The organism is Leifsonia sp. McL0627, from assembly GCF_058244615.1.
The window spans coordinates 279,224-293,887 of record NZ_JBZCGM010000006.1 but is presented as its reverse complement, the minus strand read 5'-3'; the positions used below and the strand labels follow the sequence as shown (position 1 = coordinate 293,887).

Below are 14,664 nucleotides of genomic sequence, written 5' to 3'. Positions count from 1 at the left end.
CGAACCGGAATCAGTGAGGAAACCACCCGTGAAACACCGTCAACGTCACATCATCGCCACCGTCGCGGTCGCCGCGGCGGCCGCGCTGACCCTCGCCGGCTGCTCCGGCGGCGGCAGCAGCACCACCTTCGACAGCAGCACGCCGAAAGAGCTCTCCGGCACCGTCTCGTTCTGGCACTTCTTCTCCGACAGGGAGGCGAAGGTCATCCAGTCCGTGGTCGACGACTTCGAGAAGAAGAACCCGAAGGTCAAGGTCGAGGTGCACGCCGGCCAGGACGACGAGAAGCTGCAGAAGGCCATCGCCACCGGCAGCAAGGTCGACGTCGGCCTCTCGTACTCGACCGACATCGTCGGCAACTTCTGCTCCAACGGCGCCTTCCGCAGCCTCAACAAGGTGATCGAGCGCGACGGCGTCGACATGAGCCAGTTCTCCGACACCGTGAAGTCGTACACCGAGTTCAAGGGGACGCGCTGCGCGATGCCCATGCTCGCCGACGTCTACGGCCTCTACTACAACAAGGACCTGCTCTCCGCCGCCGGCTTCACCGCCCCGCCGAAGACGCTGTCCGAGCTGGAGACGATGGCCACCAAGCTGACGACGTTCAACCCGGACGGCTCGATCAAGACCCTCGGCTTCAACCCGACCATGGGCTGGTACGAGAACGCCGCAGCGCACTACGGCCCGGCGGCCGGCGCCGACTGGCTCAAGGCCGACGGCACGAGCGCGATCAGCTCCAGCCCCGGCTGGACAGAGCTGATGGAGTGGCAGAAGGCCTTCGTGGACAAGATCGGCTGGGACAAGCTGAACACGTTCACCTCCGGTCTCGGCCAGGAGTTCTCCGCCGACAACGCGTTCCAGACCGGCCAGGTCGCCATGAACATGGACGGCGAGTACCGCACGGCGTTCATCTCCGACCAGGCCAAGAAGCTGAACTACGGCACCGCGCCGTTCCCGACCTCCGACGACCACACCGAGCTGTACGGCGGCGGATACATGACGGGCAACATCATCGGCATCTCGAAGGGCTCCAAGAACCCGGAGCTCGCCTGGGCGCTGCTGAAGTACCTGACGACAGACACGGATGCGGTCGTCAAGCTCGCCAACGGCCTCAAGAACGTGCCGACGACCAAGGACGCGCTCAACTCTCCGAAGCTCGAAGTCTCCGAGCAGTACAAGACCTTCCTCGACGTCGCCTCGAACAAGAACGTCGCCACCACCCCGGCCAGCCCGCTGGGCGCCGGATACCAGCAGTCGTTCCAGGACTTCTGGAACAAGTACCAGAGCCAGGGCGGCGACCTGCAGGCAGGCCTCAAGAACGTCGACAAGCAGATCAACGACGCGCTCGCGCTCACCACTGGTCCGTAGTCATGACGTCAACGGCAATCCGGGAGGGGCGGGCGGCACGCGTCCGCCCCTCGCGGGCCCGCACCAAGCGCAAGCTCGTCACGCTGGCGCTGCTGGCGCCGGCCCTCCTCGGCCTCGTGATCTTCTTCGTGTACCCGCTGATCGCGTCCGTGTACTACTCGTTCACCCGGTTCGACCTCGTGTCGTCTCCGCAGTGGATCGGCCTGCGCAACTACCAGTACCTGTTCACGCAGGACCCGAACGTCTGGCAGGCCACCCTCAACACGCTGTGGTTCGTGGTGATCTGGGTGCCGGTGAAGGTGGCGTTCGCACTGCTGATCGCCGGGCTCCTCGCCAGGGCGAAACGCGCATCCGGGTTCTGGCGGACGCTGTTCTACCTGCCGGCCCTCGTGCCGCCGGTGGCGAGCGTCGTGGCGTTCGTGTTCCTGTTCAACCCGGGCACCGGCCCGGTGAACCAGATACTGAAGTTCTTCGGCATCCAGGGACCGCTCTGGTTCAACGACCCTGCCTGGTCGAAGCCGTCGCTCGTGCTCCTTGGAGTGTGGGTGATGGGCGACATCATGATCATCTTCCTCGCCGCCCTGCTCGACGTGTCGAAGGAGCAATACGAAGCTGCGTCCCTCGACGGCGCGAACGGCCTGCAGAAGGTGCGCTACGTGACGATGCCGAGCATCGCGCCCGTGCTGCTGTTCTCGGTGGTCACCGGGGTGATCGCGGCCATCCAGTACTTCACCGAGGCGGCCGTCGCCTCCGGGGTCGCCTCCGGCAAGGCCGTGATCGGCGAGGGCATCAGCAACAACCTCGGCTACCCGGACGGCTCCCTGCTGACATACACGCAGTGGCTCTACGTCCGCGGCTTCGGCACGTATCAGCTCGGCTACGCCTCCGCCCTCGCGGTGCTGCTGTTCGTCGTCGCCGCCGTCATCCTCATCCTCCTGCTGCGCCGCTTCAAGGCGTTCACCCCGGAAGGCGCACAATGACCTCCGCAACCCTGACCAAGCCGCCGGCCGCCCCGGCCAAGCGGCAGGGACGCATCCCGACCCCGCGCTCGCTGCGCAGTCGCCGCGTCTTCGCCTGGATCGCCGAGCACATCGTGCTCGTCGCGCTCGGCATCCTGTTCGCCGCGCCGATCGTGTTCGTGTTCCTGACCTCGCTGATGTCGAGCGAGCAGACGCTGACCGCCTCGATCTGGCCGCAGCCGTTCCAGTGGGACAACTACATCAAGGTGTTCACGACCGTTCCACTGCTGCAGTGGTTCGGCAACTCGGCACTGTATGCGATCCTCGCCACCGTCTTCATGCTCGTGTCGAGCGTTCCGGCGGCCTACGCCCTGGCCAAGATCAAGTTCCGCGGCTCCGGTGCGCTGTTCACGGTGATCATTATCGCGATGCTGCTGCCTCCGCAGGTCACAGCCATCCCGATCTACGTGATGTGGTCGCAGCTGAACCTGACGGGGACGCTCTGGCCGCTGATCCTGCCGAACCTGCTGGGCGACGCGTTCTCGATCTTCCTGCTCCGCCAGTTCTTCCTCACCATCCCGAGCGAGTACGCGGACGCGGCACGGATCGACGGCAACGGCGAGTTCGGCGTGCTCTGGCGGGTCGTGCTGCCGATGGCGAAGCCGGGCATCGCAGCGACGGCCATCTTCATGTTCTTCAACTCGTGGAACGACTACTACGGTCCCCTGCTCTACACGTCGGAGAACCCGGCATCCTGGCCGGTCGCCTACGGCCTCGCGTCGTTCCGCGGTGTGCACGGCACCGACTGGGGACTCACGATGGCGATGACGATGCTCGTCACCATCCCCGTCGTCCTCATCTTCTTCTTCGCCCAACGCGTATTCGTCGAGGGCATCACACTCACAGGCGTGAAGGGATAGCAGTGAAACTCGCAGTCGTCGGTGGAGGATCCACCTACACTCCCGAACTCATCGACGGGTTCGCCAGGATGCGCGACGTCCTCCCCATCGAGGAGCTGTGGCTCGTCGACACCGACCCGGACAGGCTGCGGCTCGTCGGCGGGATGAGCGAGCGGATGTTCCGCGCCGCCGGTCACACCGGCCGCATCGTCCCGACGAACGACCTGGTCGCTGGCGTCTCCGACGCCGACGCCGTGCTCATCCAGCTGCGCGTCGGCGGCCAGAACGCCCGGCACGGCGACGAGACGTTCCCGCACGAGTGCGGCTGCATCGGTCAGGAGACGACAGGCCCCGGCGGGTTCGCCAAGGCGCTCCGCACCGTGCCCGTGGTGCTGAGCGTCGCCGACGTGGTGCGCGAGCACGCCAAGCCGGACGCCTGGATCGTCGACTTCACCAACCCGGTCGGCATCGTCACCCGCGCGCTGCTCCAGAACGGCCACCGCGCGGTCGGCCTCTGCAACGTGGCCATCGGCTTCCAGCGCCGCTTCGCGAGCCTGCTCGGCGTCGACCACACGCAGGTCACGCTCGGACACGTGGGGCTCAACCACCTCACCTGGGAGCGCGCGGCATACGTGACGGACGAAGCCGGCACCAGGGATGCGCTCCCCGCCCTCCTCTCGACGCACCTGGCCGAACTGGCCTCGGAGATCGAGCTCCCCGCATCCCTCATCAGCATGCTCGGCAACGTGCCCAGCTACTACCTGCGCTACTACTACGCGCACGACGAGGTGTTGCGCGAACAGCTCGGCTCCCCCACACGCGCGCAGGCCGTGCAGGAGGTCGAGCGCGCACTATTGGAGCTGTACGCGGACCCGGCCGTCGACACCAAGCCGGACGCGCTCGCCAAGCGGGGAGGCGCCTTCTACTCGGAGGCCGCCGTCGACCTCATCGCGTCGCTCACCAGCGACCGCGGAGACACCCAGGTGGTCAACCTCCGCAACAACGGCTCGCTGCCGTTCCTGCCGGACGACCACGTGATCGAGGTCCCGGCGACCGTCGGCGCGAACGGCGTCACCGCGCTGCCGATCGACCCGCTGCCGGACGACATCCGCGGGCTCGTCTCGCACGTCGCAGGCTACGAGCGGCTGGCGCTGGACGCGGCCGTGCACGGCGGACGCGAGCGGGTGGTGCGGGCGATGCTCGCGCATCCACTGGTCGGGCAGTACGACAGGGCGGAGAAGCTCACCGACCTGCTCATCGCGGGCAACAAGGATCACCTCTCGTGGGCGAAGTGAGCGACAGGCGCCCGCTCGTCATCGCGGTGGACGGTGGAGGGTCGAAGACCGACGCCGTCGCCATCGAACTCGACGGGACTGTGATCGCGAGCGCGCGGGGCACCACATCGAGTCCGCACATCATCGGGATGAGCGAGGCGGCCGCCCTGGTCGACGGGCTGATCGAGGAGCTGCTCGCCCAGACCGGCGACCGGCCGATCGCCGCGGCGAACATCTACCTGTCCGGGCTCGACCTGCCGGCGGAGGTGGCAGAGTTCCGGGAGGGGATCGCCGGGTTCGCCTGGGCGGACGCTGTGGTCGACAACGACCTGTTCGCGCTGCTCCGCGCGGGCACCAACGACCAGGATGCGGTGGCCGTGGTCTGCGGCACCGGGATCAACTGCGTGGGGGTGCGGGCGGACGGGCGGGTGGTGCGCTACCCGTCGCTCGGGATGATGTCCGGCGACTGGGGCGGAGGATGGCACCTCGGGGAGCAGGCTTTGTGGCACGCTGCGCGCGCGGTCGACGGGCGCGGGCCCGCGACCAGACTGACGTCGGACATCCCGGCTGTGTACGGTCTGGAGGGCGTCACGGACGTCATCGAGGCGCTGCACTTCGGGCGCATCCCGAACAGCGACCTGTCGCGCATCGCGCCGTCGGTGTTCGACGCGGCGAAGGCCGGGGACGCGGTCGCCGGGTCGCTCGTCGACCGGCAGGCGGAGGAGATCGTCGTGTTCGCGGCGACGACGCTGCGGCGGCTCGACCTGCTGGACCGCCCGGTGCCGGTGGTGCTCGGCGGCGGCGTGATCGGCTCGCGGGACGAGCGGCTGCTGGCGGCGGTGTCGGCCGGGCTGGCCGAGCGGGCGCCGCTGGCGCACATCGAACTGGTGACGGCCGCCCCGATCCTCGGGGCGGGGCTGCTCGCGCTCGAGGCGGCGGGGGCGGACGCCGCAGCGCTCACGGTCGCGCGCGAGCAGCTCGCGTCGCGGCAGGCCGCGCTCCCCGTCGCGGGCTGACGTGTCGCGCCGGTCGCGCGCGTCGCGCCGGTCGCGCGCGTCGCGCCTGTCGCGCGCGTCTCGCGATGCCGCCCCGCGCATCCATCGAGTGGTCCCGAATTGCCGTGCGCGCACGTGGCCACACGGCAATTCGGGACCACTCGGTCGAGGCGGAGTGCGCAGGGCGACGGCCGGTGGTTCAATGGGCACTACGAACAGCGAATTCGCCGACGAACGCAGGCGGATGGTCGAGCGGCAGCTCGTCCCCCGCGGGATCGAGGACCAGAGGGTCGTCGACGCGATGCGACGCGTGCCCCGCCACCTGTTCGTGCCCGACGAGCAGGCCAGGTACGCGTACGACGACCACCCGCTGCCGATCGGCGACGGGCAGACGATCTCGCAGCCGTACATCGTCGCGCTGATGCTCGCGGCGGCGCGGATCGGACCGGAGGACGCCGTGCTCGACATCGGGACGGGCTCCGGATACGCGGCCGCCGTCGCCGCGGAGCTCGGGCACCGCGTCGTCAGCGTCGAACGGCACGCCGACCTCGCGATCACGGCCGCGGCGACCCTGGAGGCGCTCGGCTACCGCGTCACGGTGGTCACCGGGGACGGCACGCTCGGCTGGGCGGCCGGCGCACCGTACGACGTGATCGTCGCCGCCGCGACGGGGCCGTCCGTCCCGCGGAGCTGGCTCGACCAGCTCGCGCCGGGCGGCCGCATCGTCATGCCGATCGGGCATCCGGGCGGCGCACAGCACCTCGCCGCGTTCACCCGCGGCGACGACGGCGCGCTGGTCGAGACGAACCTCGGAGCCGTGGCGTTCGTCCCCCTCGTCGGCGAGGCCGGCTGGCCGGTCCCCGGCGCGAGCTGACGCGGCGGGTCAGGCGGCGAGCGTGACGGCGGCGCGCGCTGGGCGCAACGCGCCGAGGAGCGCGGCGAGCTGACCGGCAGGGGCTCCGGGGTCTTCCGGGTGCCACTGCACGGCGATCGCGGGCGCCGTCTCGTGCTCGAGCGCCTCGACGTGACCGTCGGCGGCGCGCGCGGTGACGCGGAGGCCGGAGCCCACCGCATCCACTGCCTGGTGGTGGGCGCTCTGCACGTCGACGGTGGTCGCGCCGAGCAGGTCGCCCGTGCGGCTGTCCTCGTCGACGAGCACCGGATGCGTTGCCATGATCTCGTGGACGGGCACGCCGTGGTTCCTGTGCACGCCGTCGTCGCCGAGGTGCTGCAGGATGGTGCCGCCGAAGGCGACGTTCAGGATCTGCAGGCCGCGGCAGATGCCGAGGAGCGGCGTCTCGCGCTCGACGGCGCGACGCACGAGCGCGAGCTGCGCGGCGTCCGCCGTCTCCAGGTGGCGGCTCTCCCCCGGGTATCCGGAGCGTCCGCCGTAGAAGGCCGGGGCGATGTCCTCTCCGCCCATCACCACGATGGCGTCGGCGGTGTCTGTCCGGGCGAGCAGCGCATCCACTCCGTCGTCGGCTGCGAGCCTCGTGACGGTCCAGCCCTGCGTCTCGGCCTCGGTGATGACGGCCCCGACGAGTAGCTGAACATAGGCGTGGTACGCGGGGTCGTGGCCGCGGAAACGGGTGGCCTCGACGACCGCGAGCGAGCGACCCTGAATGCCCATGTCCGCTCCTCTCCCGTCGGTGACTGCCTCGACCATTCTGTTCGGGACGCGCTCCCGTCCGCATCCCGTGCGTAACAGGGTGAAACAGTCACCGGATGCGCGGCCCTGGCGCGGCCCCGAGACCCCCCAATAGACTCGGCTGGTACCACCGACTCGAGAGAGTGAGTAGATGCACCGACGACGCACGCTTGGCGCGTTCCTGCTGACGATCGGACTGGTCTTCGGGACGGCGTCGATGGCGAGCGCCGAAGATCCGGTGGATCTGGGCAACGGTCACGTCGTCGATCAGGCCGGGGTGGTCACCTCGCAGGTGTCTGCCATCGAGGCGGCCACCGACACGCTGTACAAGGACCATAAGATCGACCTCTACGTGGTCTACGTCGACCGGTTCACCAACCCGACGGATGCGGCGGACTGGGCCAACGAGACGGCCGCGCGCAACAACCTCGGGCCGTCCGACTACCTGCTCGCGGTCGCGACGGACGGGCGGGCGTACTACCTCTCCGGAGACGACGCAGGGCCGGTCTCGACCGACCAGCTGACGCAGATCGAGACCAACGACATCGAGCCGAAGCTCCGCACGGGCGACTACTCCGGCGCGGCCATCGCCGCCGCAACGGGCCTCGGCGACGCGGTCGGCGGCGGCGGCGGGGCCGCGTTCTTCTGGATCTTCATCATCGCCGTCATCGTGATCGGCGTCGTCATCTTCTTCGTCGTGCGGTCGCGGACGCGCAAGAAGGTCGCAGCCGGTGCGCCGCACACGCAGCAGACCGAACTGCAGACCATCCCGCTCGTCGACCTCCAACGCCGCGCGGGATCCGCCCTCGTGCAGACCGACGACGCCATCCGCACCAGCGAGGAGGAGCTCGGTTTCGCGACGGCGCAGTACGGCGCGGAGTCGGTCGTGCCGTTCCAGGCGGCACTGGATGCGGCGAAAGCGCAGCTGAGGGACGCCTTCCTCCTCAAACAGAAGCTCGACGACGCCGAACCGGACACGGAACAGCAGACGCGCGACTGGAACGCGCAGATCGTGCAGCTCTGCCAGGCGGCGAACGACGCGCTCGACAAGCAGGCGGACGCGTTCGACGAACTGCGGGCGCTGGAGAAGCGCATCCCGCAGGCGACCGCGGACGTGCAGGCGGCGGCCGAGGCCGTGCGCGCCAGGGTGGACCAGTCGGCGTCGACGTTCTCGGAGCTGTCGGCGAAGTACACGGACGCGTCGCTCGCGACGGTGCACGACAACATCGCCCAGGCCACGGAACGGCTCACCTTCGTCGGCACGGCGCTCGCCGCGGCGAAGCAGAAGAGCGACGCCGGCGACACCAGCGCGGCCGCCATCGGCGTCCGCGCCGCGGAGGAGTCGGTCGATCAGGCCAAGCTGCTCCTCGACGCGGTCGACAAGGTCGGCGCCGACCTCGGCACGGCGCAGCAGACGATCGACGCCACCATCGCCGAGCTGGAGAGCGACCTCGCCGAGGCGCGCACGATCGCGGCGGCGGGCGACGCCTCCGGCTCCGTCGCCGGTTCGGTCGCCGCCACCGAGCAGACGCTCACCGACGTCAAGGCCAAGATCGCGGCGGGGAAGATCAACCCGCTGGAGATCGCGCAGCGCCTCGCCGCCGCCAACCAGGGCATCGACGGCGTGCTGCAGAGCGTCCGGGATGCACGCCAGCAGGCCCAGCGCGCGCAGACGTCCCTGCAGCAGACGCTCCTCGCCGCGAAATCGCGGGTGTCAGCCTGCGAAGACTTCATCACAGCGCGCCGCGGGGCCGTCGGCCCGGAGGCTCGCACCAGGCTCGCCGAAGCCGGACGGCTGGTCGTGCAGGCGGAGTCCACGGCGGTCACCGACCCTGTCACCGCTCTCGCGCAGGCCCAGCGCGCAGCTCAACTCGCCGAAGAGGCGACGCAGCTCGCTCAGAGCGACGTCGGCGGGTTCCAGCCGGACTCCGGAGGGCTCGGCGGGATGTTCGGCGGCTCCGGCGGCTTCGGCGGCGGGAGCAGCGGCGGCAACGGCGCGATGGGCGCGATCCTCGGCGGCATCCTGATCAACTCCGTCCTCGGTGGCGGCGGGGGCGGCGGGGGCCCGTTCGGCGGCGGCGGAGGCGGTAGCCGCGGCGGAGGCGGCGGCGGGTTCAGCTCCGGAAGTTTCGGCGGGGGCGGCACACGCTCGCGCCGAGGGGGTGGAAGGTTCTAGGGCGCCTGACCGGGGGCCTCAAGCGAAAGGAAGAAACGATGGCAAAACAGTCCATTTTCGGCCGGATCTCACAGTTGCTGAAGGCGAACGTGAACGCGCTCATCGACCAGGCGGAAGACCCGGAGAAGATGCTGGATCAGATGGTCCGCGACTTCACGAACAGCATCGCCGACGCCGAGAGCGCCATCGCAGAGACGATCGGCAACCTCCGGCTGCTCGAAGACGACCACGCCGAAGACGTCGAGGCCGCAGCGACGTGGGGGCAGAAGGCTCTCGCGGCGAGCAAGCAGGCGGACACCTACCGCTCGGGAGGTGACGCCGCGAACGCCGACAAGTTCGACAATCTCGCGAAGGTCGCGCTGCAGCGGCAGATCTCGTCCGAGAACGAGGCCAAGGCCGCCGAGCCGCAGATCGCCTCGCAGACCGAGGTCGTCGACAAGCTCAAGTCCGGGCTCAACGGCATGAAGACCAAGCTGGAGCAGCTCAAGAGCAAGCGCTCCGAGCTGATCGCCAGGGCCAAGAGCGCGCAGGCGCAGTCGCAGGTGATGGATGCGGTCAAGAGCGTCGACATCCTCGACCCCACCAGCGAGGTCGGACGGTTCGAGGACAAGATCCGCCGCGAGGAGGCGCGCGTCCGTGGAGCGTCCGAGCTCGCGGCGTCGAGCCTGGACGCGCAGTTCAACCAGCTCGACGACCTCGGCGAGATGACGGAGGTCGAGGCGCGCCTCGCCGCCCTCAAGACCGGCGGGGCACCGGCTCCGGCCGCTGTGACCGCCGACCCTGCGTCGTCCGCACCGTACACTCCGGGCCAGTGACGGACAGCGAACGGGCTGAGTGGCTCGGATGAGCGGAGCATCCTTCCTGGTCGTGCCGCAGTGGCAGGGTTCAGGCTCGTCGCGGGCCATGCGGCTGATCGACGGCGCCGAGGCGATCAGGGGCGACCTGCCCGCCGCAGCGACGACGGTGGTGCAGGTGCCTGCTGCCGCCGGCGAGTCGCTCGGGACGGGCGTCCACCGGTTCTCCGCCATCGCGACGGTGCGCGACGCCGCCGCGGCGGAGCTCATGCTGCTCGAAGCTCCGGTGGTCACGATCGGCGGCGACTGCGCGGCCGACCTCGCGAGCGTTCAGCACGCGGTGGCGGGCGCAGACCCCGGATCGGTCGCGCTCGTCTGGTTCGACGCGCACGCGGACATCAACGATGTCGCGTCGTCGCCGTCGAGTGCGTTCCACGGGATGGTCGTGCGCGCGCTCCTCGGCGACGCCCCGGACGGACTCGCGTCCTCCGGAGCGTCGCTGCTCTCCCCCGGGAACGTCCTCCTCGCCGGAACGCGTGCGATCGACGACGGGGAGTCCGCGTACATCGACGAGGCGGGCATCCGGATGCTCGGACCGGCCGAACTCGAAGACCCATCGGTGATCGTCGCCGCCGTCGAGGCGACGGGGGCGACCTCGGTCTACCTGCACATCGACCTCGACGTGCTCGATCCGGCGACCATCAGCGGCGTCGGGTATCCGGAGCCGTTCGGTGTGCAGCCGGAGGTGCTGTGCGACGCGGTGCGCGCGCTGCGCGTCCGGTTCGCGCTCGCCGGGGCGGCGATCACCGAGTTCGCCCCGGAGTCCCCGGACGCGGCCGGGCACGACATGGCGGTGATCCTGCGCATCCTCGGGGCGCTCACCGGGCGACTGGATGCGGCGACGGGAGGCGGTTCCTCCACAACCGGCGCCGCCCGCCATCTCTCCACAGATCAGCGACAGGCGGATGACGGGTCCTGACCGCGGAGGTAGCTTGGGAGACATGACCGAACCCAAGATCATCACCGAGCGGCGGGGCCACATCCTGCTCATCGGATTCAACCGTCCGGAGAAGCGCAACGCCGCCGACTTCGAGTTGCTCAGCCTGCTCGCCGACGCCTACGGCGTGCTGGAGCGCGACCCGGAGTTGCGCGTCGGCCTCGTCTACGCGGTCGGCGATCATTTCACCGCGGGGCTCGATCTCGCAGACGTCGGTCCGCGCATCGGAGCCGACGGCCTCGTCATCGAGGGACCGGACGGCATCAACCCGTGGCAGGTGTCCGGCCAGCAGCTCACCAAGCCGGTCGTCATCGCGGTGCACGGCACCTGCCTCACGCTCGGCATCGAGCTGATCCTGGCGAGCGACATCGCCGTGGCCGCCCGGTCCACCACGTTCGGCCAGATCGAGGTCTCGCGCGGCATCCTGCCGTTCGGGGGCGCCACGATCCGGTTCCCGCGGGCCGTCGGCTGGGGCAACGCGATGCGGTACATCCTCACCGGAGACGCTTTCGACGCCGAGGAGGCCCACCGCATCGGACTGGTGCAGGAGCTCGTCGACGACGGAGAGCAGTTCGAGCGGGCGCTCGCCATCGCGGAGCGGATCGCTGCGCAGGCGCCGCTGGCCGTGCAGGCGGCGCTCGCCAACGCCAAGCGCGCGGTGCGCGACGGAGACGCCGCCGCGGAGGCCGAGCTGCAGCCGGCACTCGTCCGCCTGGCGACGAGCGAGGACGCCCGCATCGGCATGCAGGCGTTCCTCACCAGGACAGAGGCGGAGTTCGTCGGGCGCTGAGCCCACGACCCAGCATCACCGGCACCAGCACGGATGAATCGACAGGAGAGAGCATGAGCGGCACGGAGTACGACGTCATCGTGATCGGCGCGGGAGCGGTGGGAGAGAACGTCGCTGACCGGGCGGTGCAGGGCGGGATGCGCACCGTCATCGTCGAGGCGGAGCTCGTTGGAGGCGAGTGCTCATACTGGGCGTGCATGCCGTCGAAGGCGCTGCTGCGCAGCGGCGCTCTGCTGCGGGCGGCGCAGAAGGTCGGCGGTGCGCGCGAAGCCGTCACCGGGCCGCTCGACGTCGAGGCCGTGCTCCGACGCCGCGACGTGATGACGAGCGATTGGAAGGACGACGGGCAGGTGAAATGGCTCGACGGGGCCGGCATCGACCTGGTCAGAGGGCACGCCGTCATCACCGCCGCCCGCGAGGTCACCGTGACGGCCGACGACGGCACGGTGACGGTGCTCACCGCCCGCCACGCTGTCGCCGTCTGTACGGGATCGGCAGCGCTCCTGCCCGACGTTCCAGGGCTCCGCGCGAGCGAGCCGTGGACGAGCAGGGACGCCACGAGTGTCCAGCGCGTCCCCGTGTCACTGGCGATCCTCGGCGGAGGCGTCGTCGGCGTCGAGATGGCGACGGCCTACGCCGGATTCGGAACAGAGGTGCACCTCATCTCGCGCAGCGGACTGCTCGGCGGCAACGAGCCGTTCGCCGGCGAGCTCGTCGCCGACTCCCTCCGCGAGCTCGGCGCGAAACTGCACCTGGATGTCTCGCCGACGCTGGTCGAGCGCACGGACGACGACGGCTTCCTGGTCACCCTCGACGACGGCAGCACCATCGAGGCCGACGAACTGCTCGTGGCGACGGGGCGCATCCCGCACACGGCGGGGCTCGGCCTGGAAGCGTTCGGGCTCGAAGGCGGCGCCTGGCTGACGGTCGACGACACGATGCGGGTCGTCGACAGCAGCGGAGAGCCGGTCGACGGCGGCTGGCTCTACGGGGTCGGCGACGTGAACCACCGCGCCCTGCTCACTCACCAGGGCAAATATCAAGCGCGTGCGGCGGGCGACGCGATCGCCGCGAGGGCGAAAGGCGCGACGGTGCCGATGGAGCCGTGGGGAACATATGTCGCCACGGCCGACCACCAGTCGGTACCGCAGGTCACGTTCACCGATCCGGAGGTCGCGTCCGTCGGGCTCACCGCTGCCGCCGCCGAGAAGGCCGGCTACCGCACCAGGGTGGTCGACTACGAGATCAGCGGCGTGGCTGGGGCGAGCATCGTCGCCGACAACTACGTCGGGAAGGCCAGGATGGTCGTCGACGAAGATCGTCAGGTCATCCTCGGCGTGACGTTCGTCGGGCAGGACGTGGGCGAGCTGCTGCACTCCGCGACCATCGCGGTCGTCGGCGAAGTGCCGCTCTCCCGGCTGTGGCACGCCGTTCCGTCATACCCGACGCTCAGCGAGGTCTGGCTGCGACTGCTCGAGACCTACGGCCGGCCGACGGAGTAACGGATGCGCATCGTCACCCGCCTGCTGTTCGACTCCCCGATCAGCTGGCTCGGCTATCTCTACGCGACCACGGTCGGACTCGTCTGGGGGTTCATCTGGAGCACAGGACGCGTCGAGCGTCGCGCGGGGCTGTTCGTGTTCCGCGGAATGCCGCAGCGCACCTTCGGCCGCGGCGGTTCGTGCGTGGGCGGCTGCTACCTCACGGCGCAGAATGTATCGGACGACGTCCTCGAACACGAGTCCGTGCACAAACGGCAATGGCAGCGCTACGGCATGGCGTTCCCGCTGCTCTACCTCTTCGCCGGACGCGATCCGCTGAAGAACCGATACGAGATCGAGGCCGGCCTCGAGAAGGGTGGCTACCGATGACGGCGGAAGACGACGGAGCCGGGCGAGACGAGGGCTATCGGCGCACGATCGTCCTGACCGGGGCGAGTTCCGGCATCGGGGTGGTCGCCGCTCAGCGGCTCGCCGAGCAGGGCAATGAAGTGGCCGTGGTCGGCCGCAACCCGGAGCGCACCCGTGCCGTCGCCGAGAAGATCGGGGCGACCCCGTTCCTCGCCGACTTCGAGAGGCTCGACGACGTGCGCGCGCTCGCCGCAGCACTGCTCGACCGCTACGACACCATCGACGTGCTCGCCAACAACGCCGGAGGGCTCAACGCCAAGCGCGAGCTCACCGTGGACGGGCACGAGCGCACCATTCAGGCCAACCACCTGTCCCCGTTCCTCCTCACCCACCTGCTGCGGCCGCGGCTCGAACAGACGGCCGCCGCAGGCCGGGACGTCCGGGTGGTGTCCACGGCCAGTCTCGCCAACCGCTTCGGCCACCTCCGGCTCGACGACCTCGACTTCGAGAAGCGCCCGTGGATGGGCGGCTGGCGCGCGTACGGCACGGCCAAGCTGGCGACGATCCTGTTCATCAGCGAGCTGGCGGAACGCCTCACCGGAACCGGCGTCGACGCCTTCTCCTTCCATCCCGGCACGATCGCGACCAACTTCGGGAGGACGTCGCCGCTCATCCGGTTCGGCGCCTTCGTCACGCGTGGCGGCTACGGCATCCCCGTGGAAGAAGGGGCGGCTCCCCTGATCCGCCTCGCCGCCGAACCGCCGGTCGGCGCCCCGAGCGGCACATACTTCGACAGGCTCAAGGCGAACGGGGCGACGACGGCGCAAGCGAAAGACGCCCAGCTCGGCCGCGACCTCTGGACGATCACGGAGCAGCTGGTGGGAGTGGCCACCACGGTGTGATGGCGGCCGCGCGC

The 14,664-nt window shown here is 69.8% G+C and carries 14 protein-coding genes; 13 read left to right on the top strand and 1 reads right to left on the bottom strand.

Going from position 1 to position 14,664, the window contains the following annotated elements:
• The first annotated feature begins 28 nt into the window (after positions 1-28).
• The 6 genes from AC37TH_RS17395 to AC37TH_RS17370 all read left to right on the top strand — a co-directional run bounded on the left by AC37TH_RS17395 (position 29) and on the right by AC37TH_RS17370 (position 6,367).
• Complete coding sequence (locus AC37TH_RS17395; protein WP_490765606.1) at positions 29-1,366, top strand: ABC transporter substrate-binding protein; 1,338 nt, start codon at positions 29-31, stop codon at positions 1,364-1,366.
• Between the two features lie 2 nt (positions 1,367-1,368).
• Positions 1,369-2,346: a carbohydrate ABC transporter permease gene (locus AC37TH_RS17390; protein WP_490765605.1), complete on the top strand. Its 978-nt coding sequence runs from the start codon at positions 1,369-1,371 to the stop codon at positions 2,344-2,346.
• Entirely contained in the window at positions 2,343-3,245 is a 903-nt protein-coding gene (locus tag AC37TH_RS17385; RefSeq protein ID WP_490765604.1) for a carbohydrate ABC transporter permease, read from the top strand. The genes AC37TH_RS17390 and AC37TH_RS17385 overlap by 4 nt, the downstream gene beginning before the upstream one ends.
• Positions 3,246-3,247: 2 nt before the next feature.
• Positions 3,248-4,519, top strand: a complete 1,272-nt coding sequence (locus AC37TH_RS17380) for a 6-phospho-beta-glucosidase (RefSeq protein ID WP_490765603.1) — start codon at positions 3,248-3,250, stop codon at positions 4,517-4,519.
• Complete coding sequence (locus tag AC37TH_RS17375) at positions 4,507-5,514, top strand: N-acetylglucosamine kinase (protein ID WP_490765602.1); 1,008 nt, start codon at positions 4,507-4,509, stop codon at positions 5,512-5,514. The genes AC37TH_RS17380 and AC37TH_RS17375 overlap by 13 nt, the downstream gene beginning before the upstream one ends.
• Before the next feature lie 181 nt (positions 5,515-5,695).
• Positions 5,696-6,367, top strand: a complete 672-nt coding sequence (locus tag AC37TH_RS17370; protein ID WP_490765601.1) for a protein-L-isoaspartate(D-aspartate) O-methyltransferase — start codon at positions 5,696-5,698, stop codon at positions 6,365-6,367.
• A 9-nt stretch (positions 6,368-6,376) separates the two neighbouring features.
• On the opposite strand, the gene AC37TH_RS17365 is transcribed toward AC37TH_RS17370, so the two are convergent.
• The gene (locus AC37TH_RS17365) at positions 6,377-7,123 is read right to left on the bottom strand and encodes a gamma-glutamyl-gamma-aminobutyrate hydrolase family protein (protein ID WP_490765599.1); all 747 of its coding nucleotides are present in this window, start codon (positions 7,121-7,123) and stop codon (positions 6,377-6,379) included.
• 169 nt (positions 7,124-7,292) lie between these two features.
• Here AC37TH_RS17365 and AC37TH_RS17360 point away from each other — a divergent pair, with 169 nt between their 5' ends.
• From AC37TH_RS17360 to AC37TH_RS17330, 7 genes are read left to right on the top strand one after another with little or no spacing between them, the layout of a single operon-like run.
• Positions 7,293-9,317 (top strand): TPM domain-containing protein, encoded by a 2,025-nt coding sequence (locus tag AC37TH_RS17360; RefSeq protein ID WP_490765597.1) that lies wholly within the window; start codon positions 7,293-7,295, stop codon positions 9,315-9,317.
• 38 nt (positions 9,318-9,355) lie between these two features.
• On the top strand, positions 9,356-10,132 hold the full coding sequence (locus AC37TH_RS17355) for a PspA/IM30 family protein (RefSeq protein ID WP_490765596.1): 777 nt from the start codon (positions 9,356-9,358) through the stop codon (positions 10,130-10,132).
• A gap of 28 nt (positions 10,133-10,160) precedes the next feature.
• A complete protein-coding gene (locus AC37TH_RS17350; protein WP_490765595.1) occupies positions 10,161-11,090 on the top strand; it encodes an arginase family protein in 930 nt (309 codons plus the stop codon).
• 22 nt (positions 11,091-11,112) lie between these two features.
• Positions 11,113-11,898 (top strand): crotonase/enoyl-CoA hydratase family protein, encoded by a 786-nt coding sequence (locus AC37TH_RS17345; protein WP_490765593.1) that lies wholly within the window; start codon positions 11,113-11,115, stop codon positions 11,896-11,898.
• Positions 11,899-11,951: 53 nt separating this feature from the next.
• Complete coding sequence (locus AC37TH_RS17340) at positions 11,952-13,400, top strand: dihydrolipoyl dehydrogenase family protein (protein WP_490765592.1); 1,449 nt, start codon at positions 11,952-11,954, stop codon at positions 13,398-13,400.
• 3 nt (positions 13,401-13,403) lie between these two features.
• Positions 13,404-13,769 (top strand): Fe-S oxidoreductase, encoded by a 366-nt coding sequence (locus AC37TH_RS17335; protein ID WP_490765591.1) that lies wholly within the window; start codon positions 13,404-13,406, stop codon positions 13,767-13,769.
• A complete protein-coding gene (locus AC37TH_RS17330) occupies positions 13,766-14,650 on the top strand; it encodes an SDR family NAD(P)-dependent oxidoreductase (RefSeq protein ID WP_490765590.1) in 885 nt (294 codons plus the stop codon). The genes AC37TH_RS17335 and AC37TH_RS17330 overlap by 4 nt, the downstream gene beginning before the upstream one ends.
• Positions 14,651-14,664: the final 14 nt, after the last annotated feature.

Bases quoted from the DNA above. Each gene is read 5' to 3' on its own strand.
- AC37TH_RS17390 (WP_490765605.1), top strand. From the start codon at position 1,369: ATGACGTCAACGGCAATCCGGGAGGGGCGGGCGGCACGCGTCCGCCCC.
- AC37TH_RS17385 (WP_490765604.1), top strand. From the start codon at position 2,343: ATGACCTCCGCAACCCTGACCAAGCCGCCGGCCGCCCCGGCCAAGCGG.
- AC37TH_RS17370 (WP_490765601.1), top strand. From the start codon at position 5,696: ATGGGCACTACGAACAGCGAATTCGCCGACGAACGCAGGCGGATGGTC.
- AC37TH_RS17365 (WP_490765599.1), bottom strand. From the start codon at position 7,123: ATGGGCATTCAGGGTCGCTCGCTCGCGGTCGTCGAGGCCACCCGTTTC.
- AC37TH_RS17360 (WP_490765597.1), top strand. From the start codon at position 7,293: ATGCACCGACGACGCACGCTTGGCGCGTTCCTGCTGACGATCGGACTG.
- AC37TH_RS17355 (WP_490765596.1), top strand. From the start codon at position 9,356: ATGGCAAAACAGTCCATTTTCGGCCGGATCTCACAGTTGCTGAAGGCG.
- AC37TH_RS17350 (WP_490765595.1), top strand. From the start codon at position 10,161: ATGAGCGGAGCATCCTTCCTGGTCGTGCCGCAGTGGCAGGGTTCAGGC.
- AC37TH_RS17345 (WP_490765593.1), top strand. From the start codon at position 11,113: ATGACCGAACCCAAGATCATCACCGAGCGGCGGGGCCACATCCTGCTC.
- AC37TH_RS17340 (WP_490765592.1), top strand. From the start codon at position 11,952: ATGAGCGGCACGGAGTACGACGTCATCGTGATCGGCGCGGGAGCGGTG.
- AC37TH_RS17335 (WP_490765591.1), top strand. From the start codon at position 13,404: ATGCGCATCGTCACCCGCCTGCTGTTCGACTCCCCGATCAGCTGGCTC.
- AC37TH_RS17330 (WP_490765590.1), top strand. From the start codon at position 13,766: ATGACGGCGGAAGACGACGGAGCCGGGCGAGACGAGGGCTATCGGCGC.